Origin of the sequence: Myxacorys almedinensis A, assembly GCF_010091945.1 — a bacterium.
Taxonomy (GTDB): domain Bacteria; phylum Cyanobacteriota; class Cyanobacteriia; order Leptolyngbyales; family Leptolyngbyaceae; genus Myxacorys; species Myxacorys almedinensis.
On record NZ_WVIE01000016.1, the window covers coordinates 1 to 26,529 of the forward strand.

26 protein-coding genes are annotated in these 26,529 nt (G+C 50.3%); 12 read left to right on the forward strand and 14 right to left on the reverse strand.

All coding sequences use genetic code 11. The features are described from left to right. Positions 1-541: IS630 family transposase (locus tag GS601_RS14160; protein WP_162423947.1), on the reverse strand; the 541-nt coding region annotated here is incomplete at its 3' end. A gap of 49 nt (positions 542-590) precedes the next feature. Further along, complete coding sequence (locus GS601_RS14165; protein WP_162423948.1) at positions 591-4,058, reverse strand: beta-ketoacyl synthase N-terminal-like domain-containing protein; 3,468 nt, start codon at positions 4,056-4,058, stop codon at positions 591-593. Positions 4,059-4,632: 574 nt separating this feature from the next. Here GS601_RS14165 and GS601_RS14170 point away from each other — a divergent pair. The 4 genes from GS601_RS14170 to GS601_RS14185 are packed head-to-tail and all read left to right on the forward strand — an operon-like array spanning position 4,633 to position 10,755. Beyond that, positions 4,633-7,284, forward strand: a complete 2,652-nt coding sequence (locus GS601_RS14170) for a TonB-dependent receptor domain-containing protein (protein WP_162423949.1) — start codon at positions 4,633-4,635, stop codon at positions 7,282-7,284. Positions 7,285-7,306: 22 nt separating this feature from the next. After that, entirely contained in the window at positions 7,307-8,362 is a 1,056-nt protein-coding gene (locus tag GS601_RS14175; protein WP_162423950.1) for an ABC transporter substrate-binding protein, read from the forward strand. 3 nt (positions 8,363-8,365) lie between these two features. Next, the gene (locus GS601_RS14180; protein ID WP_162423951.1) at positions 8,366-9,706 is read left to right on the forward strand and encodes an MFS transporter; all 1,341 of its coding nucleotides are present in this window, start codon (positions 8,366-8,368) and stop codon (positions 9,704-9,706) included. A gap of 44 nt (positions 9,707-9,750) precedes the next feature. Beyond that, the gene (locus GS601_RS14185; RefSeq protein ID WP_238393266.1) at positions 9,751-10,755 is read left to right on the forward strand and encodes a sucrase ferredoxin; all 1,005 of its coding nucleotides are present in this window, start codon (positions 9,751-9,753) and stop codon (positions 10,753-10,755) included. A 42-nt stretch (positions 10,756-10,797) separates the two neighbouring features. Here GS601_RS14185 and GS601_RS23630 read toward each other — a convergent pair whose 3' ends face one another. From GS601_RS23630 to GS601_RS14200, 4 genes are read right to left on the reverse strand one after another with little or no spacing between them, the layout of a single operon-like run. Continuing rightward, complete coding sequence (locus GS601_RS23630) at positions 10,798-11,091, reverse strand: iron chelate uptake ABC transporter family permease subunit (RefSeq protein ID WP_338017042.1); 294 nt, start codon at positions 11,089-11,091, stop codon at positions 10,798-10,800. Beyond that, entirely contained in the window at positions 11,088-11,462 is a 375-nt protein-coding gene (locus GS601_RS23635; RefSeq protein ID WP_274381984.1) for an iron chelate uptake ABC transporter family permease subunit, read from the reverse strand. The genes GS601_RS23630 and GS601_RS23635 overlap by 4 nt, the downstream gene beginning before the upstream one ends. After that, positions 11,405-11,758 carry a hypothetical protein gene (locus tag GS601_RS14195; RefSeq protein WP_238393267.1) on the reverse strand — a complete coding sequence of 118 codons (354 nt, stop codon included), beginning with the start codon at positions 11,756-11,758 and terminating at the stop codon, positions 11,405-11,407. Before GS601_RS14195 ends, GS601_RS23635 begins: the two co-directional genes overlap by 58 nt. Before the next feature lie 60 nt (positions 11,759-11,818). After that, entirely contained in the window at positions 11,819-12,004 is a 186-nt protein-coding gene (locus GS601_RS14200) for a hypothetical protein (protein WP_162423953.1), read from the reverse strand. Positions 12,005-12,483: 479 nt separating this feature from the next. Between GS601_RS14200 and GS601_RS14205 the strand changes: the two genes are divergently transcribed. Beyond that, complete coding sequence (locus GS601_RS14205) at positions 12,484-12,861, forward strand: DUF1636 domain-containing protein (protein ID WP_338017043.1); 378 nt, start codon at positions 12,484-12,486, stop codon at positions 12,859-12,861. Between the two features lie 28 nt (positions 12,862-12,889). Here GS601_RS14205 and GS601_RS14210 read toward each other — a convergent pair whose 3' ends face one another. After that, positions 12,890-13,156 (reverse strand): RpnC/YadD family protein, encoded by a 267-nt coding sequence (locus GS601_RS14210; protein ID WP_162423954.1) that lies wholly within the window; start codon positions 13,154-13,156, stop codon positions 12,890-12,892. 42 nt (positions 13,157-13,198) lie between these two features. Continuing rightward, complete coding sequence (locus tag GS601_RS14215; protein WP_162423955.1) at positions 13,199-15,649, reverse strand: ATP-dependent Clp protease ATP-binding subunit; 2,451 nt, start codon at positions 15,647-15,649, stop codon at positions 13,199-13,201. Between the two features lie 578 nt (positions 15,650-16,227). Here GS601_RS14215 and GS601_RS14220 point away from each other — a divergent pair. After that, complete coding sequence (locus tag GS601_RS14220) at positions 16,228-16,491, forward strand: GlsB/YeaQ/YmgE family stress response membrane protein (RefSeq protein WP_162423956.1); 264 nt, start codon at positions 16,228-16,230, stop codon at positions 16,489-16,491. Between the two features lie 278 nt (positions 16,492-16,769). Here the strand turns inward: GS601_RS14220 and GS601_RS14225 are convergent, their stop codons facing one another. Further along, complete coding sequence (locus GS601_RS14225) at positions 16,770-17,612, reverse strand: M56 family metallopeptidase (protein WP_162423957.1); 843 nt, start codon at positions 17,610-17,612, stop codon at positions 16,770-16,772. Continuing rightward, positions 17,612-18,031, reverse strand: coding sequence for a BlaI/MecI/CopY family transcriptional regulator (locus tag GS601_RS14230; protein WP_162423958.1), 420 nt, complete (start codon positions 18,029-18,031; stop codon positions 17,612-17,614). Before GS601_RS14230 ends, GS601_RS14225 begins: the two co-directional genes overlap by 1 nt. Positions 18,032-18,314: 283 nt before the next feature. On the opposite strand from GS601_RS14230, the gene petJ reads away from it, so the two are divergent. From petJ to GS601_RS14255, 5 genes are all read left to right on the forward strand, one after another. Continuing rightward, positions 18,315-18,665 (forward strand): cytochrome c6 PetJ, encoded by a 351-nt coding sequence (petJ, locus tag GS601_RS14235; protein ID WP_238393268.1) that lies wholly within the window; start codon positions 18,315-18,317, stop codon positions 18,663-18,665. Positions 18,666-18,706: 41 nt separating this feature from the next. Continuing rightward, entirely contained in the window at positions 18,707-19,213 is a 507-nt protein-coding gene (locus GS601_RS14240; protein WP_162423960.1) for a hypothetical protein, read from the forward strand. Positions 19,214-19,265: 52 nt separating this feature from the next. Beyond that, positions 19,266-20,345, forward strand: a complete 1,080-nt coding sequence (locus GS601_RS14245) for a SpoIID/LytB domain-containing protein (RefSeq protein WP_162423961.1) — start codon at positions 19,266-19,268, stop codon at positions 20,343-20,345. Between the two features lie 228 nt (positions 20,346-20,573). Then, a complete protein-coding gene (locus GS601_RS14250) occupies positions 20,574-21,152 on the forward strand; it encodes an HdeD family acid-resistance protein (RefSeq protein ID WP_162423962.1) in 579 nt (192 codons plus the stop codon). 81 nt (positions 21,153-21,233) lie between these two features. Then, the gene (locus tag GS601_RS14255; protein ID WP_162423963.1) at positions 21,234-21,401 is read left to right on the forward strand and encodes a hypothetical protein; all 168 of its coding nucleotides are present in this window, start codon (positions 21,234-21,236) and stop codon (positions 21,399-21,401) included. Positions 21,402-21,439: 38 nt separating this feature from the next. On the opposite strand, the gene glyQ is transcribed toward GS601_RS14255, so the two are convergent. Continuing rightward, positions 21,440-22,351 (reverse strand): glycine--tRNA ligase subunit alpha, encoded by a 912-nt coding sequence (gene glyQ, locus GS601_RS14260; RefSeq protein WP_162423964.1) that lies wholly within the window; start codon positions 22,349-22,351, stop codon positions 21,440-21,442. Between the two features lie 57 nt (positions 22,352-22,408). Beyond that, entirely contained in the window at positions 22,409-22,984 is a 576-nt protein-coding gene (locus GS601_RS14265) for a Uma2 family endonuclease (protein ID WP_162423965.1), read from the reverse strand. Positions 22,985-23,070: 86 nt separating this feature from the next. On the opposite strand from GS601_RS14265, the gene GS601_RS14270 reads away from it, so the two are divergent. Continuing rightward, on the forward strand, positions 23,071-23,850 hold the full coding sequence (locus tag GS601_RS14270; RefSeq protein ID WP_162423966.1) for a photosystem II electron transport protein, Sll1252 family: 780 nt from the start codon (positions 23,071-23,073) through the stop codon (positions 23,848-23,850). A 290-nt stretch (positions 23,851-24,140) separates the two neighbouring features. Here GS601_RS14270 and GS601_RS14275 read toward each other — a convergent pair whose 3' ends face one another. Then, a complete protein-coding gene (locus tag GS601_RS14275) occupies positions 24,141-25,448 on the reverse strand; it encodes a TldD/PmbA family protein (protein ID WP_162423967.1) in 1,308 nt (435 codons plus the stop codon). Positions 25,449-25,554: 106 nt separating this feature from the next. Beyond that, positions 25,555-26,430 carry a Tab2/Atab2 family RNA-binding protein gene (locus GS601_RS14280; protein WP_162423968.1) on the reverse strand — a complete coding sequence of 292 codons (876 nt, stop codon included), beginning with the start codon at positions 26,428-26,430 and terminating at the stop codon, positions 25,555-25,557. Positions 26,431-26,529: the final 99 nt, after the last annotated feature.

A 26,529-nucleotide genomic window follows, 5' to 3' on the forward strand; every position in this document is an offset into this window, starting at 1 on the left:
GAAGCTTGGCGGGTTCCTGCACAGATACGGCTAGCTTCTGCCTCAGTTCGGCGCGAAACGCTTGGCGGTGCTGCGGGTTTTGTTTATCCTCCAGACTATACTTTGCCCAGAGGTAGACGTACTTTTTTTGTTTGAGAATCCTCCGCACTTGCATTCCACTCAAAGCAATTCCGGTGTTCTCTGCCAGATACACTGCGAGTCGCTCTGCCGTCCATCTGCCCAACTCATAGCCCAACTCACTCGGTGATTGTTCCACCACTCGCATCAATTGCTCAATGTAGGCTGGAGTCGCTTTGCGATAGTTGCCCTCAGACCGGCCATCTCGAAGGCTCTCCAAGTCATCTGGGTTGCCTTCTACGCACCAGTGCGCCACACTGCGGTAGGAGCAGTTTAGAAAAGCGCTGATCTCCTCATACGTTTTGCCATCGTTTCTCAGCAACAAGATCAACGCTCGCTGTCGGGTATGCCGATCTTCGCTCTCTCGAACTGCTTTTTGCAGGTTCGCTTGCTGCATCTGACTCAAATAGTTTCGCACTGGCATAAAGTACTGACCAAGACGGCAGCTTTATTTTATGCAATTTAGCTGTTGTTTAGCTTACCTGTAGCGGACGTTCCAGCCCCGCTAAATTGTTCTGCTCCTCCGCCTTCTTACTCACCGTGACTTCAACGGATGCTTCCTCCAACACCACATGAGCATTCGTGCCACCAAATCCAAAGGAACTTACACCCGCAAACCGATTGCCAGATTCAACATTCCATGACTGTAGTGATGTTGGAATTGAAAAGGGAGTGCTTTGTAGAGCAATCAGCGGATTGATCTGGTGCAAATGTAGTTGTGGCAGAATTTGGCGATGCTGTAACGCCAATACAGTTTTGATCAATCCTGCAATTCCAGCCGCCGCTTCTAAATGACCAATATTGGCTTTGACAGACCCGATCGCACATCCCTGATTAGCAGAACGAGCTTGCAGCAAAACGGCTTTCAAAGACTCAACCTCAATCGGATCTCCTAGAGACGTTCCCGTGCCGTGCGCTTCAACATAGCTAATCTGAGCGGGTTCGACTCCAGCCCGCACCAACGCCTGACGAATCACCGATTGTTGAGCGAGTCCATTCGGAGCAGTTAGCCCATTGCTGCGACCGTCCTCATTCACGGCTGAGCCTCGTAGAATCGCCAGCACGCGATCGCCCTCTCGCCTCGCTTCAGTCAATCGCTTCAGAACGACGACTCCACAGCCCGCGCTGCGGACATACCCATTTGCGGCAGCATCAAACGGCTTACACCGACCATCTGGAGCCATCATGTTTGCTTTCGACAAGGCGATCGTCAACTGAGGATTGAGGATTAAATTCACACCACCTACGATCGCTACATCACAGTCTTGGCTGTGTAAGCTTTGGCTAGCTAAGTGAACGGCAACCAATGATGCAGAACATGCCGTATCTACCGCTAAACTCGGTCCGCGCAAATCCAGGAGGTAAGACAAACGGTTGGCTGCCATACTGTGAGCATTACCTGTTCCGGCATAAGCATCGATCGCATCAGGACAACTGAACTGCTGTTGCGAATAATCACTGGAGGCAATACCGACAAATACTCCGGTTTGGCTTCCGGCTAACTGCTCAGGAGCATAGCCCGCATCTTCCAGTGCTTCCCAAGCCACCTCCATCAGTAGCCGATGTTGGGGGTCGATGCGAGCCGCTTCTCGTGGCGAAATTCCAAAAAAGTGAGGATCGAATTGATCGACATGATGCAAAAATCCTCCCCAGCGAGTGTTCATCTTGCCAACCGCATCAGAGTTTGGATCGTAGAAGTCGCCAGCATTCCATCGGGTTGACGGCACTTCTGCGATCGCATCAATGCCATTTTGGAGTAATTGCCAGAACTCGTCTAGATTACTTGCACCCGGAAATCGGCAACTCATGCCAACAATGGCGATCGCGTCAGTTGCAGAGTGCGGCATTGCCGAGGATTGCTGAACGGTTCTAGCATCTACCCGTTCACCCGACAAGTAATCAGATAAGGCGGCGATCGAGGGGTAGTCATACGCCAGTGTGGGAGCGAGGCGGCAACCCAGCCAATCTTCCAATTCAGCGATTAAACCAACGGCTTCTCTCGATGCCAAACCATAATAAGCAAACGGCTGATCAACTTCGATTTCGCTAGGTTCAAGCTGTAGCGTTTGTGCCAGTCGAGCCACTAGCCAATGTTGAATCGTTGCAACAGGTTGAGCGGGCTGAGGCGACGTGAGTGATCGCGGTACAGCCGTTAACGGTTGAGTGAAGGAATTAACGGTTTTGTTGCCAGGATTGAGTGTCCATTGGTGTACCGGATGGAGGCTGCCCGCCAGAAATTCCTTGCGGCAGGCATGGCGCTGGATTTTGCCGCTCGATGTTTTAGGAATGCTGCCCGTCTTGAGCAACAGCACAACCTCGACCGTCAAATCATGCTGTTCTGCTACCGCCTGACGAATGGTCGAAATCACAGCATCAAGATCTGCGTTCCGCAAATAGCTGCGCTCTAATTCATGCGCGATCGCCAGCCGCTCTTCCCCCGCCATTTCAACAGAAAACGCTGCTCCTGCACCCGGACGTAGGGCTGGATGGCTCGTTTCAACGGTTTGCTCAAGGTCTTGAGGATAGTAGTTGACTCCTCCAATGACGATCAAATCTTTCAGTCGTCCGGTGACAAACAACTGACCTTCTCTCAAAAATCCCAAGTCTCCTGTTCGTAGAAATGGACCTTCCCCGGTGTCCTCTAAATAAGCCTGGAAGGTGCGATCGGTCTCCTCAGCACGTTGCCAATAGCCTTGAGCAATGCTAGGGCTAGCAACCCAAATTTCTCCCACTTGATCGGGCACACATCGGGTTCGCGTGTCGGGATGAACAATCGCGATCGTAGTGTCTAAAACAGCGCGACCAGAACTGACTAGCGTTCTGGCAGTGCGATCGCTGGTGGAAACTTCTCTAATGTAGTTTTGAGCGATCGACTCCGCTTCAACGGTGCAAGTCGTGGGTGCGTCTTGCAGTCCCTTTCCTGAAACCATCAGCGTGGCTTCAGCCAGTCCATAGCAGGGATAGAGAAATTTTGCTTGAAAACTAGAGGATTTGAAGGTTTCAGCAAACTGTTGCAGGGTTTCTGAACGAATCGGTTCAGCCCCATTGTAGGCAGTCCACCAACTGCTCAGATCCAGGGTTTTTCGTTGTTCGGGCGTAACCTTGCGGCTGCACAAATCGTAGGCAAAATTGGGACCGCCGCTATGGGTTGCTCGATAGCGAGAGATCGCTTCTAGCCATCGGATGGGTCGTTGCAGAAACGAGACAGGAGGCATTAAATATCCTGGAAACCCGCTATACATGGGCTGGAGGATGCCATCAATCAATCCCATATCGTGAAAGCTCGGTAGCCAGGTAACCGATACACTGCTGGAACTCAAACCAAACGCTCGCTGAATGCAGGCAGAGTTGTGCAGCAAATTGCCGTGGCTAACCATCACCCCCTTGGGCGTTGCAGTAGAGCCAGAGGTGTATTGAAGAAACGCTAGCGTATTGCGGCTGATCGGGGTTGGCTGCCAGTCTTCGGCGTGTTGATCAGAAATTGTGTCGGTTGCCAGCCAGCGTAGGGCTGCTAGTTCTGGAGCATCACTAAACCAGTGATCTACCCCCGATCGAATGCTTGATGTAGTCAGCGCAATTGTTGCCTGGGAGTCAGCAAGGATTGCCTGGAGCCGATTTAGGTGTTGATTGCGGCGGGGTGGATAGGCTGGAACGGCAATCACATTGGCAAAGAGACATGCAACAAATGCAGCAATAAAGTCCAACCCCGGTGGATACAGCAATAATGCTCGGCTACCCGATGAATTGAGCGACTGCAATTGAGCCGCGATCGCTCGCACTCGCCGATCAAAGTCCTGATACGTGATGCGAATTTCTTCAGTTTCTCCATCCACCAGAAATCCATAGGCAATCTGATGAGGTTGATGGATGGCTCGCGATCGCACGATATCAACGAACGAAGCTTCCAGCAGGTTAGGTGAAGAATTGAGAAAAGCAGACATGGAATGCACCCTTGTTTGGTTTCTAGCCCACCGGAAGCGACTCGATACTCTAAAGAACGTTGTTGTAGTGAGCAGCGCATAGCCAAAGCATCGATCGATGCTGCAACTGCTCCACTAGTTTCCGTCGCTGTAAATCTACCCTTGCCTAATTACTTTGCACTTATTGGAATCATAGAAGTTAGCTCCATCGCTTTCTGAGAATTATTCCTAATAGTCATGGGTAAGATTAATATAGAACGCTAGATATTGACAAGCTATATTAAAAATCTTTCTCAAATAAAACTTGCTTCCCGCGATCATCCCTAAACCCAGCAAGAGGTCTTAGGCGTAACCGTGTTGTACGCTTTGAAGTTGAACATTGATGGCTTCGCGATCGCAATCAGCCTCACTGAGCCAGATCTTTGTCATGATTCCGACCTGAGTCTAGGAAGAGCCGCTAGAGTTCAAAACATTGATGCTCTTCAACAGAATGATAAACAAGTCTAATAAGCCTATCTTCTTAATTTTCTGATTGCCAAGAAGCCAATCAGTGTATTCTGTTTTAGTTAATACTAACGATTTTTAATAAACGGTCATGCAGATGACCTGGATTATTTCATTGGGAATGGAGGAACCTGAATTGAAGCTACGAACATTACTTTTTGGAGTGTGGCTCACAAGCTCAACGGTTTTGCTAATGACTCAGGCAGTTTTAGCGGAAATAGAGCAGCGAGACAAATCAGTAATTTCAGAAGTTCCCCGAATTGGTGAGCTAAAGCAGCCTTCGACTAGTGCTGCAAGTTTGTTGGCTCAAGACCCTAGTAGAATTGGCGTGGCGCAAGTGACCAGAGTACGGATTAACCCAACGCCAACTGGGATCGAGGTAGTTTTAGAAACCGCAGAGGGTGCAGCCCTGCAAGCCACGACACGAGTTGAGGGCAACACCGCGATCGCTGACATTCCCAATGCTGTATTAGCTCTGCCAGAAGGCAAGGAGTTTCGTGCAGAAAACCCTGGCGACAGCATCACAGCGGTTACAGTCACCCAGTTGAATGCAAATCGAGTGCAGGTGAGTGTCACGGGATCTGCCGCGATCGCACAAGTGCAATCTAGACCCAGTGGATTAGTGCTGGGGATCACACCAGCGACTGAAGCGCCCGTTTCTGGAGCAGAAGCACCCGAAGAAGAACTAGCAGAAGAACCCGAAGAAGAAGAAGTTGTCGTCACAGCAACGCGCACAGAAGAAACAGTAGAGAACGTGCCGCGCAGTGTGACGGTGATTACTCGCCAACAAATTGAGGAACAACGGGCACTCAATAACAACCTGGGAGACATTCTTGGCAAACTCGTCCCCGGTTTTGGTCCTCCAACGTTGACGACTCGAAATCGCGGTCAGAATCTGCGGGGGCGTCCACCTGCTGTGTTGATCGATGGAGTGCCCCAGACCACCAACAACCGATTTTTTACAGAACTCCGTACCATTGATCCCTCTGCGGTTGAACGGGTTGAAGTGATTCGTGGACCCAGTGCCATTTTCGGGGCAGATGCAACTGGGGGAATCATCAATATCATCACGGGCAGACCCACCAAGGACTTTACATCGCGGGTGAGCTTAGGAACCAATGCTGCACTGGGCAAACTGCAAGGCGATAGTTTTGGCTTTCTGGGTCAATACGGCATTTCAGGAACACAAGGCATTTTTGATTATCGGTTTGATCTGTCGTTGTCCTCTTCAGGAAGCTTCTTTGATGCGGAGGGCGATCGCATCCCATTTGAAGATATCGACGATACAGAATCGATCAATGCGTTGGCAAAAATCGGCGTTAATATTGATGAGCAGCAGCGGTTGCAGGTGAGCGTCAATCACTTCCGCGATCGTCGAGACAGTGACTGCATTACCGATCCGATTGTGTTAGCCCTTCCGGGCAGACAAAAAGCCCGTGTCTTATGCGTTGGGGGACGGGAACTTGATAACGACCCAACCCGACGCAATACAGTTGCGAGCCTAAACTACAGCCATAAGAATATCTTTGGCAGTCAGCTTGACACTCAGTTGTACTATCGCAACATCTTCTTTAGTAACGACCTTGCTGACCTGCGACCGCTGCGTCAACTCGTGTTCCAAAACCGACTGGAAGCCGAAAACTGGGGAGGTAGGCTGCAAGTTCGCACGCCTTTATCGCAGTCAGCCAACGTCCTTTGGGGGGTTGATTACAACAAAGAAGAGAATGGTGTTCCTCTGGATGTGATTGATCTGCTGACCTACAATGCCACGGGACGACGGGTTGCCCGTGTGATTGGGACACGCGACAACATTCCCCCTTACAGTATTGATAACTTAGGGGTATTTGCTCAATTGCAGTGGGAGGTCAGTCCGCAGTGGGCGCTGAGCGGGGGAGCGCGTTACAACCGGATCGGATTTGATGTTGAGGACTACACTACTGTATTTACTGACCGACAAATTCAAGGCGGGTCGAACAATTTTGACGATGTAGTGTTTAATGCGGGCGTGGTGTATCAACCAACCGACACCATCAGTCTGTTTGCCAACTTTGCTCAAGGGTTCTCGCTGCCAGATTTTGGACGAGTGCTGAATGAGCCGCGATTTGTCAGCGTCAACAACAGCTTTCAGGAGACGGAAGCGCAGAAAGTTGATAGTTTTGAAGTGGGAGTTCGGGGCAATTGGAATTCGCTACAAGCGACGCTCTCTGGGTTCTACAGCCGCTCCAAGTTAGGCAGTGCGCTGGTAGTAGGGCCCAATGGGATTACGCAGCAAGTTCGTGCCCCACAGCGCAACTATGGAGTTGAAGCGACACTCGATTGGCAAGCCAGCCGTGCCTGGAGACTGGGAGGAACAATTACCTGGAACGAGGGAGAAAATAGTCTCAATGATAATGACAATTACCTGGCACTCAGTAGTATTGAAGTTCAGCCGCTAAAGCTCTCTGCTTACATCGAGAACGAAACCCTACCCGGTTGGCGAAATCGCCTCCAACTACTGCATGTGGGGAACCGCGATCGCGCCTTTAATGATGGCGTAGATCGATTTAGAATTAGTGGCTTCACTACCTTAGATCTGATCAGCAGTGTTCGGCTTGGGCAGGGAACATTGTCCTTGGGCGTTCAGAACTTGTTGAACGAGCAATATTTCCCAATCACCTCGCAGGAGCGCACTGGATTTTTTGAAACTCAGAATTTTGCGGCTCCCGGCAGAACGATTAGCCTGCTTTACACGATTGAATTTTGACCCCTTCTGACCCTTGAGGATCATGAATCTAACTGCTCTGTGGAGTGTCTTAAACCGCTCATGGCATTTACTAATATCCCACCGCGATCGCTGGCAAAAATCGCTGAGGAAACGATCGCGTTCACTCCAGTTCTTCGCGCTCATCGGGTTAACCGTTTTGGTGGTTTCATCCTGTAATCAAGCTCCTCAAACCGGAGCCGTTGACCGCACTGCTCCATCGTCTCAATCAACTACTGCTGAACGGGTTGTGAAACATGCGCTTGGCGAAACCAAAGTTCCTGCCAACCCCCAACGAGTGGTGGTTTTGGATAATGCCGTTCTCGACACCGCGATCACGCTAGGGGTGAAACCCGTCGGTGCTGCCCTCTATCCAGGAACAACGTCCTATCTGGGCGACAAGACGCAAGGCATTGAGACGGTTGGCAGTTCTCCCGCTCCACCCAATCTGGAAAAAATCGTATCGTTAAAGCCTGATCTGATTCTTGGCATCGCCATTGTTCACAAGCAACTTTACGACCAACTTTCGCAAATTGCGCCAACAGTTCTAGCCGAGGATAGCGGTCGAGAAGGCAACTGGAAACAGCACATGACGCTATATGCGGAGGCGCTGGGCAAAACGGAGGTTGCTAAGAACCTGCTCAATGATTACAACCAGCAAGTCAATCAACTCAAGCAGCGGTTAGGAGAGCAACTCACGAAAACCAGTGTATCGCTCGTTGCTGGATTCCAAGACCGACTTGGGTTCTACACGACAGGCAGTTTTCCAGGTTCGATCTTGCAAGATGTTGGGTTGCCTCGCCCCCCTGCTCAAGAAAAAGCAGATATCTTTGCTAGCCAGGTGTCGCGTGAAGATTTCAAGAGCATTAATGGCGATGTAATTTTCTTGATTCGGAATGCGATCGATCCGAACAACACGATCGTCGATCAGTTCAAACAAGATCCCCTGTTCTCGCAGTTAGACGCAGTGAAACAAAATCGTGTGTATGTAGTCGATGGCAAAGTGTGGACTGTGGGTCGCAGTATCCTCGCCGCCAATCGTGTTTTAGATGATTTGTCTAACTATCTGGTCAAGCAATGACCCATGCCCCCAGACACTCAGCCCACTAGCTTACGCACCTTCTTGATCATCTGGAGCGGTCAAATGGCATCGATCCTTGGCTCTGAGATGACCAACTTCGCGATCACCATTTGGGCGTGGGAGCAAACGGGTCAAGCAACTCCGTTATCGCTGCTCTTCTTCTTCACGTACACTCCCCGGATCATTGCAGCATCTTTTGCCGGATTAATTGTCGATCGTGGCAACCGCAAGCAGCTAATGATCGCAGGAGATACGGTCGCTGGACTTTCTACGATCGCGATTCTGCTGTTGTTTTTGAGCAATCATCTCCAAATCTGGCATCTCTACGTGACAACGGCGATGAATGGCTTGTTTGGGTATCTCCAAAATCTGGCGTACTCCGCCTCAATGACGATGATTGTTCCCAAACAGCATTACACCCGTGCGACTGCCATGAGTTCCTACGTTACCTACTCTGGCTCCTATATTATTGCACCTGCTTTAGCAGGAGTGTTGTACTATACGATCGGTTTAACAGGTGTTTTGGCGATCGACTTAATGACATTTGTGATGGCTATCAGCACCATCTTGTGCGTATCGATTCCGCAACCCACTCGAAAATCTACTAGCATCGCCCATCAAACTCTCTGGCAACAATTCACGTTTGGCTTTCGCTATTTACTCAAGCGTCCCAGTCTATTGGCAATTTTGATCTTTTGGCTGAGTTTTAACTTAGTCGATACTGTGAGTTTAGCCCTCGGTCCAGCCATGATTCTGGCTCGGAGTAGCAATGATGCCACTGTATTAGCCACTGTTCGATCGGCGATCGGAGTTGGAGGAATTGTGGGTGCGATCGCACTAAGTGTTTGGGGTGGTTCTCAGCGTCGCATTCATGGCTTATTGCTGGGTACCGCACTCACCAGCCTGAGTAAGATGATTATTGGCTTGGGTCGTGTACCTCTAAGTTGGATGATTGCCGGATTTGGAGCCGGGGTCTTTGCTCCTGCGATTGATAGCTCCAATCAAGCCATCTGGCTATCCAAAGTAGAACCAGATGTGCAGGGTCGCGTGTTTGCCTCTCGCTACTTGATTGCACAGATCACATCCCCACTCGGATTAGCGATCGCAGGACCGTTAGCCGATTATGTGTTTGAACCTGCTATGAGTTCAAATGGTCGTTTGTCGAGCATTTTTGGTGGTGTCTTTGGCATCGGCGCAGGGGCTGGAATGGCTTTACAGTACACAATTTTTTGTTTCTGCGGTGCCTTGATTGGGTTAGGTGGATATGCCTTTCCGAGCCTGCGGGATGTAGAAACGATCGTGCCAGACCATGACGCAGAGCAGGGACAAGGAGGTAGGGTGTAGGAGGTTCCCTTGTTCATTCCAACTTAAAACGCATAGCTCCTGTCATGATGCCAATTGATAATTCACCCTCCTCTTGCCAGTTCTGCTCTGTGATTTCTAAAACCAGCGGCGAAGATCCGATCGGCTCAGTCGAACCGAGTGACTACTGGCTGGTGATGGAAATGCCGCTTCCGTGGGTGCCTCAGCGTTGGTTAGAGAATCCAACGTTGCAGCCAATTCTGATGCAAATTCGGAGTATGAGAATTGAGCATGAAATCAAGTTAAGAGTCATGGCGATCGCGCCCGATCATCAGTACTCTCAACCCGGATTGACCCGTGTGCTGTTTTACCGCCGTCCTGCACGGTTGTTTGCTCAGTTTGAGAAACAGGAATTTCTGATTCCCGATGCAGAAGTGGGTCACTTCACCACGACGCTCCTGAAGCATTTGCTTGATCAGCAATCTTATGACCTTTCACAGTTCGATCGCTATCAGCAAGACACAAGCCACATCCATGAGTTGATGATCTGCACCCACGGCAATGTGGATGTTGCGTGTGCCCGGTTTGGCTATCCCATTTATCAAACGTTACGCCAAGACTATGCTGCTGTGTCCAATGGGCAGTTGCGCGTATGGCGAGTCAGCCATTTTGGTGGACATCAATTTGCCCCAACCTTGGTAGATTTACCAGAAGGACGCTACTGGGGACATTTAGAACCGGAGATGTTAGATCTGTTGGTTCATCGGAACGGCTCTGTTGCTGGATTGCGTCCCTTCTATCGCGGCTGGGCAGGACTCGGCAAGTTTGAGCAAATCGCTGAGCGAGAAATTTGGATGCAAGAAGGCTGGGATTGGCTTACTTATGAAAAATCGGGGTGCGTTCTAGCGATCGATGAAAGCAATGAATTGTGGGCTGACGTGCAGATTGATTTTGTGAGGCGCAATCTCCCCTGTGCCTACAAAGCTAGAGTCGAGGTCAATGGTTTTGTGATGACTGCTCATGATTCTGGTAAAACTCCATCCTTCCAAGAAGTCAAGCAATATCACGTTACCCACCTCGTGCGAGTTTAAGGAACTCCTCTCTTTTTCCTGCCTCTCCCACTCACAGGCACATCATCCATTGCGATTTCGATAGAGCAGATACAGAAAGCAGGGAGCACCGACAACTGCGGTAATCACTCCACAAGGTAACTCAGTTGGAGCAAACAATACACGACCCAGCAAATCTGCCATCGTTACAATTAGGCTACCGATGAGAGCCGCTGTTGGAAACAGTCCTTCGTGGGTGGTGGGTCCTACCAGTTGACGAGCAAGATGGGGAGCCATGAGTCCAACAAAGCTGATCGTGCCTGCAACCGCCACACTCGCTCCGGTTAGCGCAACACTAATCAACAGCCCCGCTGTCACTCCACTCGACTGCCTAACCCGTATACAATATCGCTCCCTAGATTGAGCAGATTTAATTCACGAGAAAGCAGCCAAGCAAACGGTAGAACAACAAGTAACCAAGGAAGTAATGCCCCAACGTGTTCCCAGCGACAGCCGTAGACGCTACCTGCTAACCAAATTAAAGCTTGGCTGACATTGAGAATATTACCAAAAGTAATCATCAGTGTGGTCAGTGCAGACGCGATCGCGCTAATAGCAACCCCGACTAAAATTAGCCGAGTTGGACTACTGCCCTGATCCCACGCCAGCAAATACACAAGCAACGCCGCAGCTAACGCTCCAACAAACGCTCCAGATACATTTGCTTGATCACACCCTGATAAGGACAATCTAGCATTTGCTGTAAAGCAAGACGCATGGCAGGTGTAATTGTGCGGACTGGCGAAAACGGGAGCGCTTCATCTCGTGCTAGCATCCGCTGTACCTCAGACGGCAAAACATCTAATTGATCACCGATAAATGCCTGCAACTGTTCTGGTTGCAAATGAATATCAACTTCTATAGTCGTTGCGTAAGCTAGCCCTTCAAAATGACCACCCGGCGAAACTAGACCCGCGAGGAAATGCTGACCTTGACTGATCTGCACTCCATTCGGGCATCGAAACCCTGATGAGAGGTTAAACATCCATTCTAGATAGCCAGTTTCTCCGGGCGGGATGCAATTGACAACCAAATCATCCTTGAGTTAATAGTGATGAAAAGTCAAATCAATTCCATTGCGGAGTTCAATGTCCCGCTTATAGCCTTTGCCTAACAGCAACGGACATTCAGCAATGCGATCGCTTGCATCCTGTGGATCAGCTTGATGTGCCTGTTGACGACTAACCTGCCAAAGGTCATCACAAACTATGTCAGACAGTACACTCGCCATGTTGTAAGTTTTGCTGGAAATATCATTAAGGTACAATAGCTCAACTCAACCACTATGCACTGAAAGTGCATAGTGGTTGAGTATCCTGGCGATTTTAGGTATGGGAAAGTCCAAAGAGACGTTATGAATGCTACCCTGAATGACCTAGAAAACCACCTTGTCAACACTTTATGAAGCGATGAAAAAACAGCGATATCGGCTAGCGTTTTTATTCGTGGCTTTTTCTTTGTTAATCCTTTTTCTTTGTTAATCATTGCAGCTTGCTCTCAAGCTACTATCTCGAAACCTCATCCCTCCCTGAAGTCTTTTGAATGTCAAGTCATTCAGCATAGCTCTGGTAAAACCTGTGTCCCACTCAATCCCCAGCGAATTGTTGCCTTGTCACCTGAAACTTCGCTCGATCCTCTGATAGCACTCGGTATCAAACCGATTGGTTTTGCATCTTACAACAACAAAGGGCAAGAAGTTCACTATGGGGTATCTTTTTCTGTCAATCTTGCTGTTTCTCTGAAGATCATCCTGAAGGTCAACCTGCTGATGGCGCAGCTTTATTAGAGCAAGCCAAATCGAAGCAGACTCTTCGATCGATATTCGAGTCCAGCCTGTGGGGTGCTTGTGGGATGGCGGTTGCTTTGCAGTTGCGCGAATGCGCTAAACGCGCCTGCGTCATTGCCTTCACTGCTCCCAACAAATCCACTTATCTTTTCAGTACGATTCCAACTGAATGCGCCTCAGACTTGATTGAATTTGCTGAGAAATACATTCAAAGCAAAACAGGGAATATTTCGCATCAACAGTTTCCTGAAGGGCTGAAAGAGGTTGCGATTACCCTTCGGGAACTGCGAAGCAACCGCTAAAATCCCCTACATGAAGTAGAGGCATCGTTCAGGAGATCTGCTGCTGACGGTGCTGAATCGCCTGAAGAGGGAGTCCAGTAGTGCGGCTGATCAAATCGATCGTCATTCCTTCGCGCAAAAGATTCAGCGCAATTTCTTGCCGTTCTGCTTCCCGCCCTCGTTCGAGTCCCTGTTCGACACCTTCTCGTAGAATCGCTTGGTAAGTGACAGACTCCTGCATCACGTCTCTCCTGATAATTTGTGCAATCACTGCTGTCTCAAATTTTAGCCCAGCGAGGATGTAAGTCGCTGCCATTGCCTCTATTGAGCAATGTCTATCGCAGCATTGATCTAACGCTTAAACCGCCATTGCTACCTTAGGCTGACTGCGGTTTACCCAAATCTGACCATCCTCTGTTACATCCACGATCGCGGCGTCTCCCGCTTGGATCTGACCGGCAAGGATCGCCTCAGCCAGGCTATCTTCGAGCAGCCGCGCGATCGCACGACGCAACGGACGCGCCCCATAGCTCGGATCGAAGCCCTCAGCCACAACCCGCGCTTTAAAGCGATCGCTCACCTGCAAGGTAATGCCTTGGTCGGCAATCCGCTGGGCAGCGTCTTGAATCATGAGATCCGCGATCTGGGCAACTTCGGCACGGCTCAACGGGTGAAACACAATCGTTTCATCGAGCCGATTGAGAAACTCTGGACGGAAGTAGTTCTTCAGTTCATCGTTGACGCGATCGCGAATCCGTCCATAGACCGCCATTTCGGAAGATTCAGCCGTCATCTCAAAGCCCAACCCTGTGCCCCCTTTCTCGATTACCTTCGAGCCTAAGTTCGAGGTCATGATCAGCACGGTGTTCTTAAAGCTAACGGTTCGACCTTTGGCATCGGTTAGGCGACCGTCGTCTAGCAGTTGCAGCAGCATGTTAAACACATCTGGGTGCGCCTTTTCAATCTCATCCAACAGCAGCACCGTATAAGGATGGCGTCGCACGGCTTCAGTCAGTTGTCCGCCTTCGTCGTAGCCGATGTATCCCGGAGGCGACCCGATCAGTTTAGACACCGTGTGCGACTCCATAAATTCCGACATGTCAAGGCGGATCATCGCTGACTCAGAACCAAACACAGCTTCTGCCAACGCTTTTGCAAGTTCTGTCTTGCCCACTCCGGTTGGCCCAGAGAAGATAAAGCTGGCGATCGGGCGATGGGGATTGCTCAAGCCAACCCGCGATCGCTTGATCGAGCGTGCCACAGCAACAACGGCTTCATCTTGCCCAATCACGCGCTGGTGCAAGCGCTCATCTAGGTGCAAGAGCATCGCCGACTCAGATTCTGTCAGCTTATTCACCGGAACACCTGTCCAAGAAGATACCACTTGCGCGATATCTTCTGCGGTAACGACGGGAACAACGCCCGATGGGGGAGAAGGCTGGTCTTCCGAAATCTGCGCTTCCAGTGCCAGTTCTTGATCGCGGAGTTGCCCCGCCTGATCAAAGTTTTGAGCCGTCACTGCCGCTTGCTTATCGTTGACAACTTGCCGCAGTTGCTTTCTCAGCAGTTTCACGGTTGGGTCTACCCGTCTCAACCGCACCAACGAACCTGCTTCATCAATTAGATCGATCGCTTTGTCGGGCATGAATCGATCGGGAATGTAGCGATCGGCAAAAATGGCAGCCGCTTCTACCGCCGCGTCGCTAATCGTCAGGTTGTGATGGTGCTCGTAGCGATCGCGCAAGCCTTTAAGAATCTCGATCGTTTCTTCGACCGACGGTTCGCCCACCACAACTGGCTGAAAGCGCCGCTCTAGGGCAGCATCACGCTCGATGTGTTGACGGTACTCATCAAGGGTTGTTGCACCGAGGCACTGAATCGCCCCGCGAGCCAAAGCAGGCTTCAGCAAATTTGCCGCATCCATGCCGCCTTCATTGCCGCCCGCGCCTACGAGGGTATGAATCTCGTCGATCATCAAAATAACATTGCCAGATTGCTGCACTTCCTCAAGCAGGGTCTTCAGGCGCTCTTCAAAGTCGCCTCGGAACCGAGTCCCTGCTAGCAAGCTGCCCATATCAAGCTGGATCACCTGCTTGTCGTACAAAATATCCGGCACATCTTGGGCATAGATGCGCTGGGCTAACCCTTCTGCGATCGCGGTTTTACCAACCCCCGGTTCACCAATCAAAATCGCGTTGTTTTTAGAGCGACGACCCAAAATTTGCACGACTCGCTCAATTTCCTTGGCACGACCCACCACCGGATCGAGTTTGCCTTCTGCGGCTAAGCGAGTTAAATTTGTCCCAAACTCATCGAGGGTCGGCATGGGTTGAGCGCGCTGAGCCGCCGAATCACCCCCGACTGCCACTGGCTCAGGTTCAGGAGCCGCTTGCATAAGTTGAGCCTGCAACGCCGCCAAATCGGTATTCAGGTTGGTCAACACCTTGGCGGCAACCCCTTGGTTATCTTGCACCAACCCCAGCAATAGATGGCGAGGGCGCACAAAACGCTCTCCTGATAGCCGAGCAGACTGAAGCGCCTGTTCGAGAACTTGCTTGCCTTTCGGTGTAAAGGGAAGTTCTGCGAGAGTTGAGCCAACCCCTCGACCCACAATGCTTTCAACTTCTCGCCGGGCCAGGTCAAGCGTGACCCCAAATTGGTTGAGAGCCGATGCCGCGATCGTATCTTTTTGTCGCAATAATCCCAGCAAAACCGCTTCTGTGCCCACAGAATTTTGCCGCAGTCGGCGTGCTTCTTCTTGGGCATACATGATCGTAGCGATCGCTTGGTCTGTGAAGTATTCAAACATCGGGACGTTCTCCACTAGCTATGTCTGCTGGGCAAATGCCAGACCAGACGAAATCTGTTACGGTGGGTCTCACTCGTAAATTTTGTTGTAGTTATGTATCTACTTTAGAGACGGATCAGAGGAGCAACTAGGGAGGAAAACCGCCTGAGGAAGGGGGAAAACCGCAATAGAGCACAAGGCAAATCAACGCAAAGAGAACATTGTGTAATAGAAATTACATGGAAACCAAATCGAAACTAGATTACGTAATAGAGACAAGAACTAATGTAAAAATGACTGCTCAGTATTATTTAACCATCTTTTAGAATGCAAGCTAGAGCATGGTTTTAAGATCATAGTTTCAAGATCATGGATCTAGAACCACAGTTTCAAAATTGTGCTTTCAGTGTCGTTTTAAACGCATACATTTGATGTCGTAGGTTCGGAATTATTAAATTAGTTTGTCACTTTCTTAAGAAAAACAAGAGCAAGTTATATACTGCGAATGCTAATAGAATCTGTTCATATTCTGAATAGCAGATTGATCAGATCAGTTACAGTTGAGCAAATTTTTAACTATAGTTTTGGGAGACCTTAGTATGAACATTATTGCGTGGGCAATTTTAGGAATCGTAGCAGGCGCGATCGCAAAGCTTCTCTATCCGGGGCAGCAAGGTGGCGGCATTCTTAGCACTATGATTCTCGGCATCGTTGGCGCATTTTTGGGAGGAAGCATCGTCACGCTGCTCACGACAGGAACGATCGCGCTCAACTCTCTACCCGGCATTCCTGGCGTAATTGTTGCCATCTTGGGTGCGATGCTAGCAATTTTCCTGTGGGGCTTGGTGACGCACTCTGCCTAACGGAAGCCCACTCCCCGCCGCTAGGAAAATTCTTGCCAACGGCAACCTGCGGCAGTGCGTTTTTGCAAAGGTATCTAGAGCAATGTAAAAGTTCCGTAAAATCCCTGACTCAACTTATAAAGTTTCTAAGTTAGATTGCGGCTAGTCTCCTCAGGGATGCTGAGGACGACTCCGCTTTCGGGGGTGATCACCAGGGTTCATTAAGAAGTAGAGATGCGATCGCAAGAGGCTGACATCGATCAGCAGATTGGCGTCTCTACTTTTTACCGCCAGTCTTTCTAAAAATGAAAGGGTACGATCGCCATTGGCACAACCGCCATCAGCAACCACAGCCAGGGCATGAAAGACGATTCAGGGCTAGATTCTGACTCATCTAACAACGCTTCGATCCGCTCGGTTAGGCGGTTTTTGACAACCGCACTGCTAAACGCCGCGCACAAATCATCTGGCTCGATCTGAGAAGCGCTCACAACCGACAGCAGCGCCTCCGCCAACAGCAAAGGGTCAACCCGTTGAGCCGCCCACCGATCGGCACGCAGTTCTCGCAATATCAGTAATTCTTGCCACAGGGCTTCGGTCTGGGGTAGCCAAGCCGTTAACCGGCGCAACCAGCCCAACCAAAAAAACCAGAAGGTATCTCGGTAGTGGGCATGGGCTTCTTCGTGCATCAACACCACGTCTAGATGACGGGGATCGAGCGTTTCTAGTAATCCCTGGCTAATGACTAGCTCAGGCTGCCAGAATCCGATTTGGGCAACAAACGGCGTGGGTTGAGCTAGCAGCCGAGCCGACACCCCTTGCACGTCGTGCTGAGGCATATCCCGAACGCGGCGTAGCGATCGCAGGGCATCCTGTCCTCCGTTCACCGCTAGCCCAAGCCCCACTGCTAAAAAGCCAACGGCGATCGCATAACTCCCCCAGCCTTCCCACCAGCGCACCATCTGCCCTTTGGGGCCCATGCAGAGAATCGCGATCGCGCTCATCATCACCAGCAGCGGCGAAAACAGAAAGACGCCTAACGTCCAATTCCACCGCCGCGTCCACTGCTCAGACGACGCCTTCCAGGTAAACCGCACCGCGATCGCAGTGCTGAGCGCGAGCATTAACAACACTAAATGCATTACTTTTCCTCCCTAGCTTGGCGAACTGCCTTCAGACGTTGTGCGATCGCGTCAAGCTGTTCGACGCTGGCTTGATCCAAACTGTCGGCAAATGCTGCCACCACATCGGCATTGCCCACCGCAAGAAACTGATTAAGCTGCTCGTAGGCTTGCAAAGCTCTCGCTTGTGCCTGGGAAATCCGAGGTCGCCAGGTAAACGAGCGATTTTGCTTATCGCACAGCAGCCATCCTTTGGTAGTTAAGCGATTGAGCACCGTGGTCACCGAGGTGTATGCCAATTCCCGATCTGGGTCAGCCAAGATTCGATCGTGGACATCTTTCACCGTGACGGTTTCGAGTTCCCAAACGATCGCAAGAATTTCAGCTTCGAGGGGACCAACCGAGAGGTGTTTTGGGCGATGGTCGGGAAGAGGAGCCATGACTTCGTTAAAACCGGCTAAGAACAATCTGCTTTCTAGCGTAGTGGAAAGTGAGCGGTTTTATCCGAGAGACCTCACGCTTTAATGGCAGATTGGGGTTCAACCCCTGTGAATCTGTCGTGAGTCTGTTGAGAGTCTGTTTTATCCAATCCTTGAGGTGCTGCTACCAAGACATCAATGCCTTAGCCCGGTCAAGCTTGGCTGAGTTTTACAACGTGTCTTTTGACGAACAAAATCTCTTGACGACAGCATAGGAGAGTAAGTCGATCCTAACCTTTGAGACATGAAAAGATTTCGCCCGATGAGAACACTCGTAACGACAGCCATTCTATTGATCACTTTTATCAGCCTGTTTACCGCCCGACCAGCCTTAGCTGCCGATAGCGCAGTGGGTGCCAAGATTTTTTCGGCAAACTGTGCCGCTTGTCACATGAAGGGCGGCAACGCTGTAAACCCTGCAAAAACGCTTAAAAAAGAAGCACTAGCTCAGTATAGTAAAGACACCCTAGACGCGATCGTTGCTCAAGTCACCAACGGCAAAGCGGCAATGCCAGCCTTCAAAAGTAAGCTCAACGCTGATCAAATCGAGTCGGTAGCAATGTATGTGTTAGAAAAAGCTGAGCAAGGCTGGTAGTTCTCATAACCGTCGGGAGTGTTTGCAGCAGGATGTTTAACATGAATCATAACAACCCTAAGGGTGCGTTGCCGTTGAGGTTCAGCGCAGCGCTGATCACCGTTCTCAGCGCTTTAGTTGCTGGGCAGGGTAGCACCAGTGAAATGCCCGCTCTAGAACACTCCCATTCAACCCAACCGACTGCCGCCCATGTCCACAGCAAGCTAGAGATTCCAGCAGGAATACTTGTCCCCGCTGTCGATTTAGACATTGCTCCTGATCCGATGGGCGGCTGGAATGTGCAGGTCAAGGTTAAGAATTTTGAGTTTGCGCCAGAGCGGGTCAATCAGACTAGCGCCGTCAATGAGGGTCATGCTCATTTATATGTCAACGGCAAGAAAGTAACGCGACTGTATGGATCTTGGCACTACTTAGACAAGTTGCCTACTGGGCCGCACAGTGTCACCGTTACCCTCAACACCAACCGCCACGAAGATCTCTTTTACAAGGGCAAGCGCATCGAAGCAACGAAACGATTTATTGTTTTTCCGGCGGGGGCGGGGCATTAGCGAATTGGGTGTCATGTAATAAGATCCGTTAAAGGTGAGTATCGGACGACAGATGACACACAACGATCGGTTGACAGATGTTTTCAAGTGGGTGCAGCAGCGCCCTTGGCTGTTATTACCCGTTTTGGGCTTGATTCCGCTTACGGGTGCCTATGTCCATCATCGTTACCCAGAAGCGGTTTCTCTGCCTGCGGCTACTCCTGCCTTGTCACCGTCTGTGGCAAAACTTACCACTCCGTCTCCGCTAGCGCTGCCGTCGATGCCCCAAGCCTCTGCATCTCCTCAGGCATTAAAGCAGGCAACACCAACGCCCACCCCGGTTGATCCGTCTAAATACACCAAAGAGCAAGCGGAGATCAACGCTCGATCAAAGGCGACTTTTGCTGCATCGTCTGGAACGGTCGATAGTTTGATTCAGATGCATGTTGCGATCGCGATGGGGGTTTCGTCTGCTGCGATCGCAAGTTCTAACGGCGCAATCATCACCGATGGTCAGGGCAAAACCCTTCAGCAACTCTCTAGCCGCACTCCTTACTCGATCCAAGCCAACGGTGACACCTTAACGGTGGCAACAGCGCAACTGCCGAGCATGGTTGTGGTCGAGCCTACCTCAGGCAGCATCCTGTATTTGGGCAACAAACCCTATCGAGGTCGGTTTGTGCTGGCAGCCCAGGGTAGCCGAATTTGGGTGGTCAATTATGTTGATTTACGCCGCTATTTGCATAGTGTGGTCGCCAGCGAAGTGTCTCCCAGTTGGAATGCTCAGGCGCTCAAGGCTCAGGCGGTAGCCGCGCGATCGTATGCCTTGACCTATTACTTCAAACCGGTCAATAGCCTCTATCACATGGGTTCAGATGAATATTACCAAGTGTATAGTGGTACAGAGCGAGAAGACGATCGCACCAGCCGAGCCGTAGACGAAACGGCGGGAGAATTTGTCAGCTATGAGGGCGGCATTGTTGAGTCTCTCTATGCGGCTTCTGACAGCATTGTGATTGAGGCATTCAAAGGAAAAGGCATGAGTCAGCTAGGGGCGCTAAATTTGGCAGAGCAGGGATACGACTATCTGCAAATTTTGGCGAACTATTACCCAAAAACAGGAGTTGCCAAAATCGAGCGTGATCACGATTGATATTTGTTCTATAAACATTTGTTCTATAAACAGAAGACAGTTGACACTTCCCACCGCAGGGCGGATGGAGTATTTCGTGAAGTGGATAAAGTTGGTCAGCCATGTTGTTATACCAACGATCGCCTCATCAAGAGACAGATCAATCAGCGCGCGAGAATTCTACCTTAAGGAACTCATCAGGTCTAAAGCGATTTTCTAGCCTTAGGTTGTACTGGTTAGAGAAGCGTTATGACAATTGCTACAGAATCAAACGTGTCAAAAAAATTTCACGGCTCGTTTTGGACAGGTCTTCTTTTAATTGGGTTTGGTGTATTGGGAATTGCCCTGCCCACTGCTTTTTCAATCGTGGTTGAAACCTGGATTGCTTTGATTTTGGCATCTACGGGCGCAACGAAAATCTTTTATGCCTTTCAAACCCGTGAAGAGGGCTTTGCTTGGAAACTGCTGATTGGAGCGCTCTACGTAGTGACAGGCGCATTGCTATTTTTCCAGCCCTTAACGGGGGTTCTAACCCTGACGCTATTACTTGGTAGCTTTTTTCTCACTGAAGGCTTCTTCAATATTATTTTGGCATTTCGCCTGAGGTCTCAGCCCAACTGGACTTGGGTTCTCGTTGATGGCATTTTAACGCTGCTGCTTGGGGCATTGGTCTGGCTTCAGTTTCCGTCTAATGCGCCTTGGCTGCTTGGAACATTAGTCGGTGTCAGCATTTTGTTTTCTGGCATCTCGCGATCGCTTGTTGCAATGAAGCCACCAACAGATACTACGGCGTCAAATCAACCTGATCAGGCAGCTTCAGCTTCATAGCGGAGGTGAGGCGCGATCGTTCTCTTTCATAGCGGAGGTGAGGCGCGATCGTTCTCTTCCATTCAGCACGATTAGCGCAGAGTGCAACTTCAAAGGAACCGCGATCGCACTATGATCGCGGTTTTGGATGAGGCGCGATCGCACGTTAGTTTGGGATGGGTCAAGTACGATCGCACCCGCAATAAGCCAAACTTTTGTTGGTTCGCTTTGATTTGCTCTGCCCTGGCATTCAGTCGGGGTAGCTTTTAAAAATCGTGAAACACTGTCTTACATTAACTTGCCTTACATTAACTTATTGATGCTATCTTGCCCTTCAATAACGGAAATCCTGCTGCTTCACGCTGTTTCAAATAAAGTTGTGCAACTTGTCTTGCTAAGTTACGAACTCGACCAATGTAACGGGCACGTTCTGTTACCGAAATAACGCCTCGTGCATCTAATAAATTAAACGTGTGAGAGCATTTCAAGACGTGATCGTAAGCAGGTAAAACCAACTCTTTTTGCATCAGTTGTTGGGCTTCTTGTTCATACAATTTGAACAATGTAAACAACAATTCTGGATTCGAGGCTTCAAAATTATAGGTAGAACTTTCAATTTCACCTTGAAGAAATACATCTCCGTAGGTCAATTCATCATTCCATTGAATATCAAAAATAGAATTCACGCCTTGAAGGTACATAGTTAGGCGTTCTAACCCATACGTGATTTCAATTGAAACCGGACGACAATCTAACCCGCCACATTGCTGAAAGTAAGTAAATTGGGTGACTTCCATGCCATCGAGCCACACTTCCCAACCCACACCCCACGCGCCAACTGCCGCATCTTCCCAGTTATCTTCGACAAACCGAATATCATGATCTTCTGGGCGAATTCCTAAGGTTTTCAACGACTCTAAATAGATGTCTTGAATATTGTCAGGCGAAGGCTTGATCAGCACTTGATACTGATAGTAATGTTGCACTCGATTCGGGTTTTCGCCATAGCGTCCATCTCCGGGGCGGCGGCAGGGTTCGACATAGGCAACAGACCACGGCTCAGGGCCAATGGCTCTTAAAAACGTGTGCGGACTCTTGGTTCCTGCGCCTTTTTCCGTGTCATAGGGTTGAAGAATAAGACAGCCACAATTGGCTCCGCCAAGCTCTGAAGGATTGCTCCAAAATTGATTTAATGTAGAAATAACCGACTGAAAATTCATACTAAATTTTGGTGAAGAATTGAAAGTGACATTTTACTAGAGCCAAGAATAGTATTTCTATCCTCCTGCGTTTAACACTTGCTCTGCGGTTAAATGTAGGTCTTTAAATGTGGCAGAGACGATACGATCGCTGCCTCGAAATTGCGTCACCTGATACTCATCACTGCCCAGTTCGCAGACCGATATTATCTCGATTTCAGGATCAACAATCCAATACTCAAGAACTGCGATCGCGCCATACTGCGATCGCTTGGCTATTATATAGTCACGATCGCGCTGCAATTCACCCGGACTCACCACTTCAACCACCAGCAGGGGAGGAGCCATCGAAAGCCGAACCATGTTGCGGCGCTGCAATTGTGAGACATGCTCTTCTCGAAGAATGGTCAGACCAGGGTATCGATTGCGGGGTTCGCCTCGAACTTCAAGTTCTAACCCATGCGGTCTAACCCTAAGGTGTCCGACGATTGCTGCAAACTGTAGTAGCAGAAAGACAGCAATTTCTGTATTTTGTCCTGACTCTGGGGGCACTTCGATCAATTCGCCGTTAAACAGTTCATACAATGCCTCGGTGCCATCGTCGTAAGTCAGATATTCATCAAAGCTTAGAAATCGCTGTTTGGCTTGAGTCATAGCAGCTTGCAAGGGATAGCAGGGTTGCTCCGAGCCGGGACTATCTTCGATACAATGAAGTGTCCTAGCACAATTGAGACTTTTACATGCTACCGCGAGAAGACCTGCTGAAAGGTGTAGAAAACCGAGAAACTGTGGCGCGCGTGATCGACCAAGCAGAACAGGCGATTAAAACGTGGGAGGTTGTTCAGAGCGATTTTCTCACCCCTCCTGAATTTGCAGAGGTAAAGCAAGCCTTTGGGCGATTGACGGATGTGCAGTTAGTGCCGTGGGGTGGCTATCCACAAGCAGAACGAAACCGACTTGCGATCGCCCGCTCTGATCTGCCCCTCGACACCGCCCAAGTAGAGCTTGCCGCCCTCGAACTTGCCGGAAATTTCCTGTTTGATCCTGCCTCTCATCGAGACTTTTTGGGCGCACTTTTGGGCACCGGGTTAGTGCGTGAAAAAGTTGGAGACGTGATTGTGTTAGGAGAGCGAGGCGCACAGGTGATCGTGGTTCCAGAGCTAGTCGAGTTTTTAGAAACCAGCTTGCAGCAGGTGCGATCGGTTCCGATCAAGACGCGCCAGATTGAGTTGAGCGAACTCAAAATTCGGGAGCCGAAGAAGAAAGAATTAATGACTGTGGAAGCGTCGATGAGACTTGATGCGATCGCGTCAGCAGGTTTTGGGATGTCTCGCAGCAAAATGGTAGACATCATTAACAGTGGAGATGTGCGCGTTAACTGGAAGGATATTTCATCGTCTAGCCACACGGTTAAAGCAGGTGATCTGATCGCCATTCGTGGCAAGGGTCGCGTTGAGGTGGGAGAGGTAATGGTGACAAAGAAAGATCGCTACCGAGTCCAACTTACCCGATTCGTATAGAGCCAGACGGTTGATCAGGTTTAAGGATGGTTGAGGAGGGGGTAACGCTCTGGCGCAGCACCGCTGTTTAATACCAAATTAATCTGTAAATTCTACAGACGGGCGACCTTCCCCAATCCCTCCTTAGCCAGGAGGGGAGCCGGAAAGTCTCTCCTGACCCAGGGGGGATGCTGTAGGCAGGGGGGTCGAGAATCTGTCGCAGTGAAAAATCAATTGGGTATAACAGCAAGAATGAAGGGTCATCTAATATCAATTATCAATTAGATAACCCTTCATTGGTGTAGACGACCTTAGCTTCGCCCTGTCACCGATAGCCCCTCTACCACCACCGAAGGCGTATGACAAGAGCCGTTCCAGTCGGCATCTCCACCCATTTCGACTAAGCTTTTGAGGGCGGTATACACACTCCCCGAAATCATGGTGTCTTTGACTCTACCGACAATCTGCCCCTTTTGAACACGGTAGCCCAAGTCTACGTTGATGGAAAACTCACCCGAAATGCCAGCCCCGCCTCCTAACATTTGATCGAGAACGAGTCCGTCGTCTAACGTTGCAATTAGCTGGTCGAGCGATTTTGAGCCAGGTTGAATCAGAACGTTAAACAAGCCAGGGGTGGGATAGCTGCCTAGCCCCGACCGAAACCCATTGCCCGTTGTGCCGCTTCCCAACGCTCTCCCCACCGTGCGATCGGTATAAAACAACTGCAAGATGCCGTTTTGAATAAACGTAATCGGTCGCGTGGGGGTGCCCTCATCATCAAACGGGCAGCTAAACGGGCCGACTGTCGGCTGTTGAGAAATGGTAATTGCTTCGGAGGTGACGACCTGCCCTAAGCGATCGCTCCACGGAGACGCCCCTTCGATCACCTGCTTGCCGTTGAGCGCCGATTGCACCGTGCCCCACAGCATATCGGCGGCTTTAGAGGTAAACAAAATGGGCACTCGCCCCGTTGGGGTAGAGGTGTTTTCTTTTGCCCACTCCAAGCGTTGAAGCACCTGCTGCGCGATCGCATCTGGATCTAGGCAACCGCGCTCGATTTGTCCATCGCCAACGTTGAGAAAGTCATCGCCGCGCACCCATTCCACTTCGAGATAGCCGCTCAATGTGGTGTCGGTGTAGCCGCAATCTAAGCCTTTTGAGGTGATCAGGCGCGTCGATTCAGCTTCGCATTCCCACCCGCCCCCGCAGAGCACATCCGGGAAGCGATCGCGCACCCGTTCGATCGCGTGTTTCCCCCATTCCACCAAGGTTTCTACCGCAACCGATGCGCCGACGTCTGGGTAAATCTGTTTCGAGGCACTAGAGAGTTCAATCTCTTCAGCTTCGTTGAGATCACTAATTGCGATCGTTCGATCGACTAACGCTTGTGGCTCAACATCCCCATAGGCTACCGCCAAGCCAGGACGCCCTGCTTTCCACAACCGCAGCGCTGTTCCTTCTGCCTGAGCGCTTTCGAGTTGCTTGAGCCGATTGGCTTCAAAATACACGGGGCGAGAGAGCGATCGCGACTGAAACACCTCTGCGGCTTCAGCGCCCGATCGCGCGGCTAATTCTAATAATTGTTCTGATCGAGTTTGTTGAGAATCGCTGAACGTCATAACCTAAAATGCCTCAGAGCAGCCGCCGTGATGATACTGAGGACTTGCGCCCCATCCCATCAAACCACGATTCGTTTACCCTATTTCAAAGGATTTCCAACCAGTGCTAGATTTTGGCGGAGGATGCCAAGGTGCTATCTTTCAGCAGCCAAAATCCTGCAAAGGCTTCTACTTCAGCACTCGTCTGAATTGCCAGAAAATGAACCCCGTCTGCTTGCTGTTTGGCACGTTCAAACTGTTCTGCCTCTGGTTTTGCTGTTTTATCCAAACTCGTCAGCAACCAGCGATCGCTGATGCCGGTTTCGAGGAGCAGTTGATTGGGCAAGGCAGCATCAAACTTTACGGCAGCTAGTTCTAAGCCAGACATCCAAGCTGCCATTGCGATCGCGCGCGAAGAGTAGATGATCAGCCCTGACACGGGGGTTTCTGCCTCTACCTTGGCAAGCACAAGCGGAAAAGCTTCCCCAAACTCGATCGACCAGTCGTTCATGTCCTGCAATGCACTGGCAGGCAGGGTCGCAAACATCCATTTTTGACCGACTAACGCATCGGGCAACGGTTGGGGAGGGGTGACGGGAAACGTGACGGAGGGGTTGGCAGCCGGTTGATAGCCTGGATGCTTTGGGTAAATACTCAGCATTCGATCGTCGAGCCATTGGCTGAGGGCATAGGTGCGACGGCTAAGGTTGGCTGGCAGATCCAATCCTTTGCAGGCAGTGGTGATCATGTTGTTCATGGCTTGCCGAAAGAATCGAATCTTGTCGGGCGGGCTGGGCGCGCGAGACATGGCGTCTGCGATCGCGCCTGCCAACCAAACGGAGTTGACCTGAGAACTTGAACAATATTCGGAAAATCGAAACAGCGTTTCGGGCTGACTATCGATCGTGGTCGGACTTTCGCAAATCAGCACTTCCCACACTTTTTTCTGTTGCTCGTCCAAGATGGGGCGAGAATAGTAGTCGAGTTCCCAAATGGTGGTCATAGGTGGTGAATAAGGTGGGCAGGGGTGAGAGGGAGGGGGGTGAGAAAGTATGGAGAAGTTACTCATCTCCCCATCTCCCCATCATTTCAACGTTGACAG

Excerpts from the sequence above, each read along its gene's own strand:
- GS601_RS14165 (WP_162423948.1), bottom strand. The coding sequence starts at position 4,058 with ATGTCTGCTTTTCTCAATTCTTCACCTAACCTGCTGGAAGCTTCGTTC.
- GS601_RS14170 (WP_162423949.1), top strand. The coding sequence starts at position 4,633 with ATGCAGATGACCTGGATTATTTCATTGGGAATGGAGGAACCTGAATTG.
- GS601_RS14175 (WP_162423950.1), top strand. The coding sequence starts at position 7,307 with ATGAATCTAACTGCTCTGTGGAGTGTCTTAAACCGCTCATGGCATTTA.
- GS601_RS14180 (WP_162423951.1), top strand. The coding sequence starts at position 8,366 with ATGCCCCCAGACACTCAGCCCACTAGCTTACGCACCTTCTTGATCATC.
- GS601_RS14185 (WP_238393266.1), top strand. The coding sequence starts at position 9,751 with ATGATGCCAATTGATAATTCACCCTCCTCTTGCCAGTTCTGCTCTGTG.
- GS601_RS14195 (WP_238393267.1), bottom strand. The coding sequence starts at position 11,758 with ATGTTTAACCTCTCATCAGGGTTTCGATGCCCGAATGGAGTGCAGATC.
- GS601_RS14200 (WP_162423953.1), bottom strand. The coding sequence starts at position 12,004 with ATGGCGAGTGTACTGTCTGACATAGTTTGTGATGACCTTTGGCAGGTT.
- GS601_RS14210 (WP_162423954.1), bottom strand. The coding sequence starts at position 13,156 with ATGGCAGCGACTTACATCCTCGCTGGGCTAAAATTTGAGACAGCAGTG.
- GS601_RS14215 (WP_162423955.1), bottom strand. The coding sequence starts at position 15,649 with ATGTTTGAATACTTCACAGACCAAGCGATCGCTACGATCATGTATGCC.
- GS601_RS14220 (WP_162423956.1), top strand. The coding sequence starts at position 16,228 with ATGAACATTATTGCGTGGGCAATTTTAGGAATCGTAGCAGGCGCGATC.
- GS601_RS14225 (WP_162423957.1), bottom strand. The coding sequence starts at position 17,612 with ATGCATTTAGTGTTGTTAATGCTCGCGCTCAGCACTGCGATCGCGGTG.
- GS601_RS14230 (WP_162423958.1), bottom strand. The coding sequence starts at position 18,031 with ATGGCTCCTCTTCCCGACCATCGCCCAAAACACCTCTCGGTTGGTCCC.
- petJ (WP_238393268.1), top strand. The coding sequence starts at position 18,315 with ATGAAAAGATTTCGCCCGATGAGAACACTCGTAACGACAGCCATTCTA.
- GS601_RS14240 (WP_162423960.1), top strand. The coding sequence starts at position 18,707 with ATGAATCATAACAACCCTAAGGGTGCGTTGCCGTTGAGGTTCAGCGCA.
- GS601_RS14245 (WP_162423961.1), top strand. The coding sequence starts at position 19,266 with ATGACACACAACGATCGGTTGACAGATGTTTTCAAGTGGGTGCAGCAG.
- GS601_RS14250 (WP_162423962.1), top strand. The coding sequence starts at position 20,574 with ATGACAATTGCTACAGAATCAAACGTGTCAAAAAAATTTCACGGCTCG.
- glyQ (WP_162423964.1), bottom strand. The coding sequence starts at position 22,351 with ATGAATTTTCAGTCGGTTATTTCTACATTAAATCAATTTTGGAGCAAT.
- GS601_RS14265 (WP_162423965.1), bottom strand. The coding sequence starts at position 22,984 with ATGACTCAAGCCAAACAGCGATTTCTAAGCTTTGATGAATATCTGACT.
- GS601_RS14270 (WP_162423966.1), top strand. The coding sequence starts at position 23,071 with ATGCTACCGCGAGAAGACCTGCTGAAAGGTGTAGAAAACCGAGAAACT.
- GS601_RS14275 (WP_162423967.1), bottom strand. The coding sequence starts at position 25,448 with ATGACGTTCAGCGATTCTCAACAAACTCGATCAGAACAATTATTAGAA.
- GS601_RS14280 (WP_162423968.1), bottom strand. The coding sequence starts at position 26,430 with ATGACCACCATTTGGGAACTCGACTACTATTCTCGCCCCATCTTGGAC.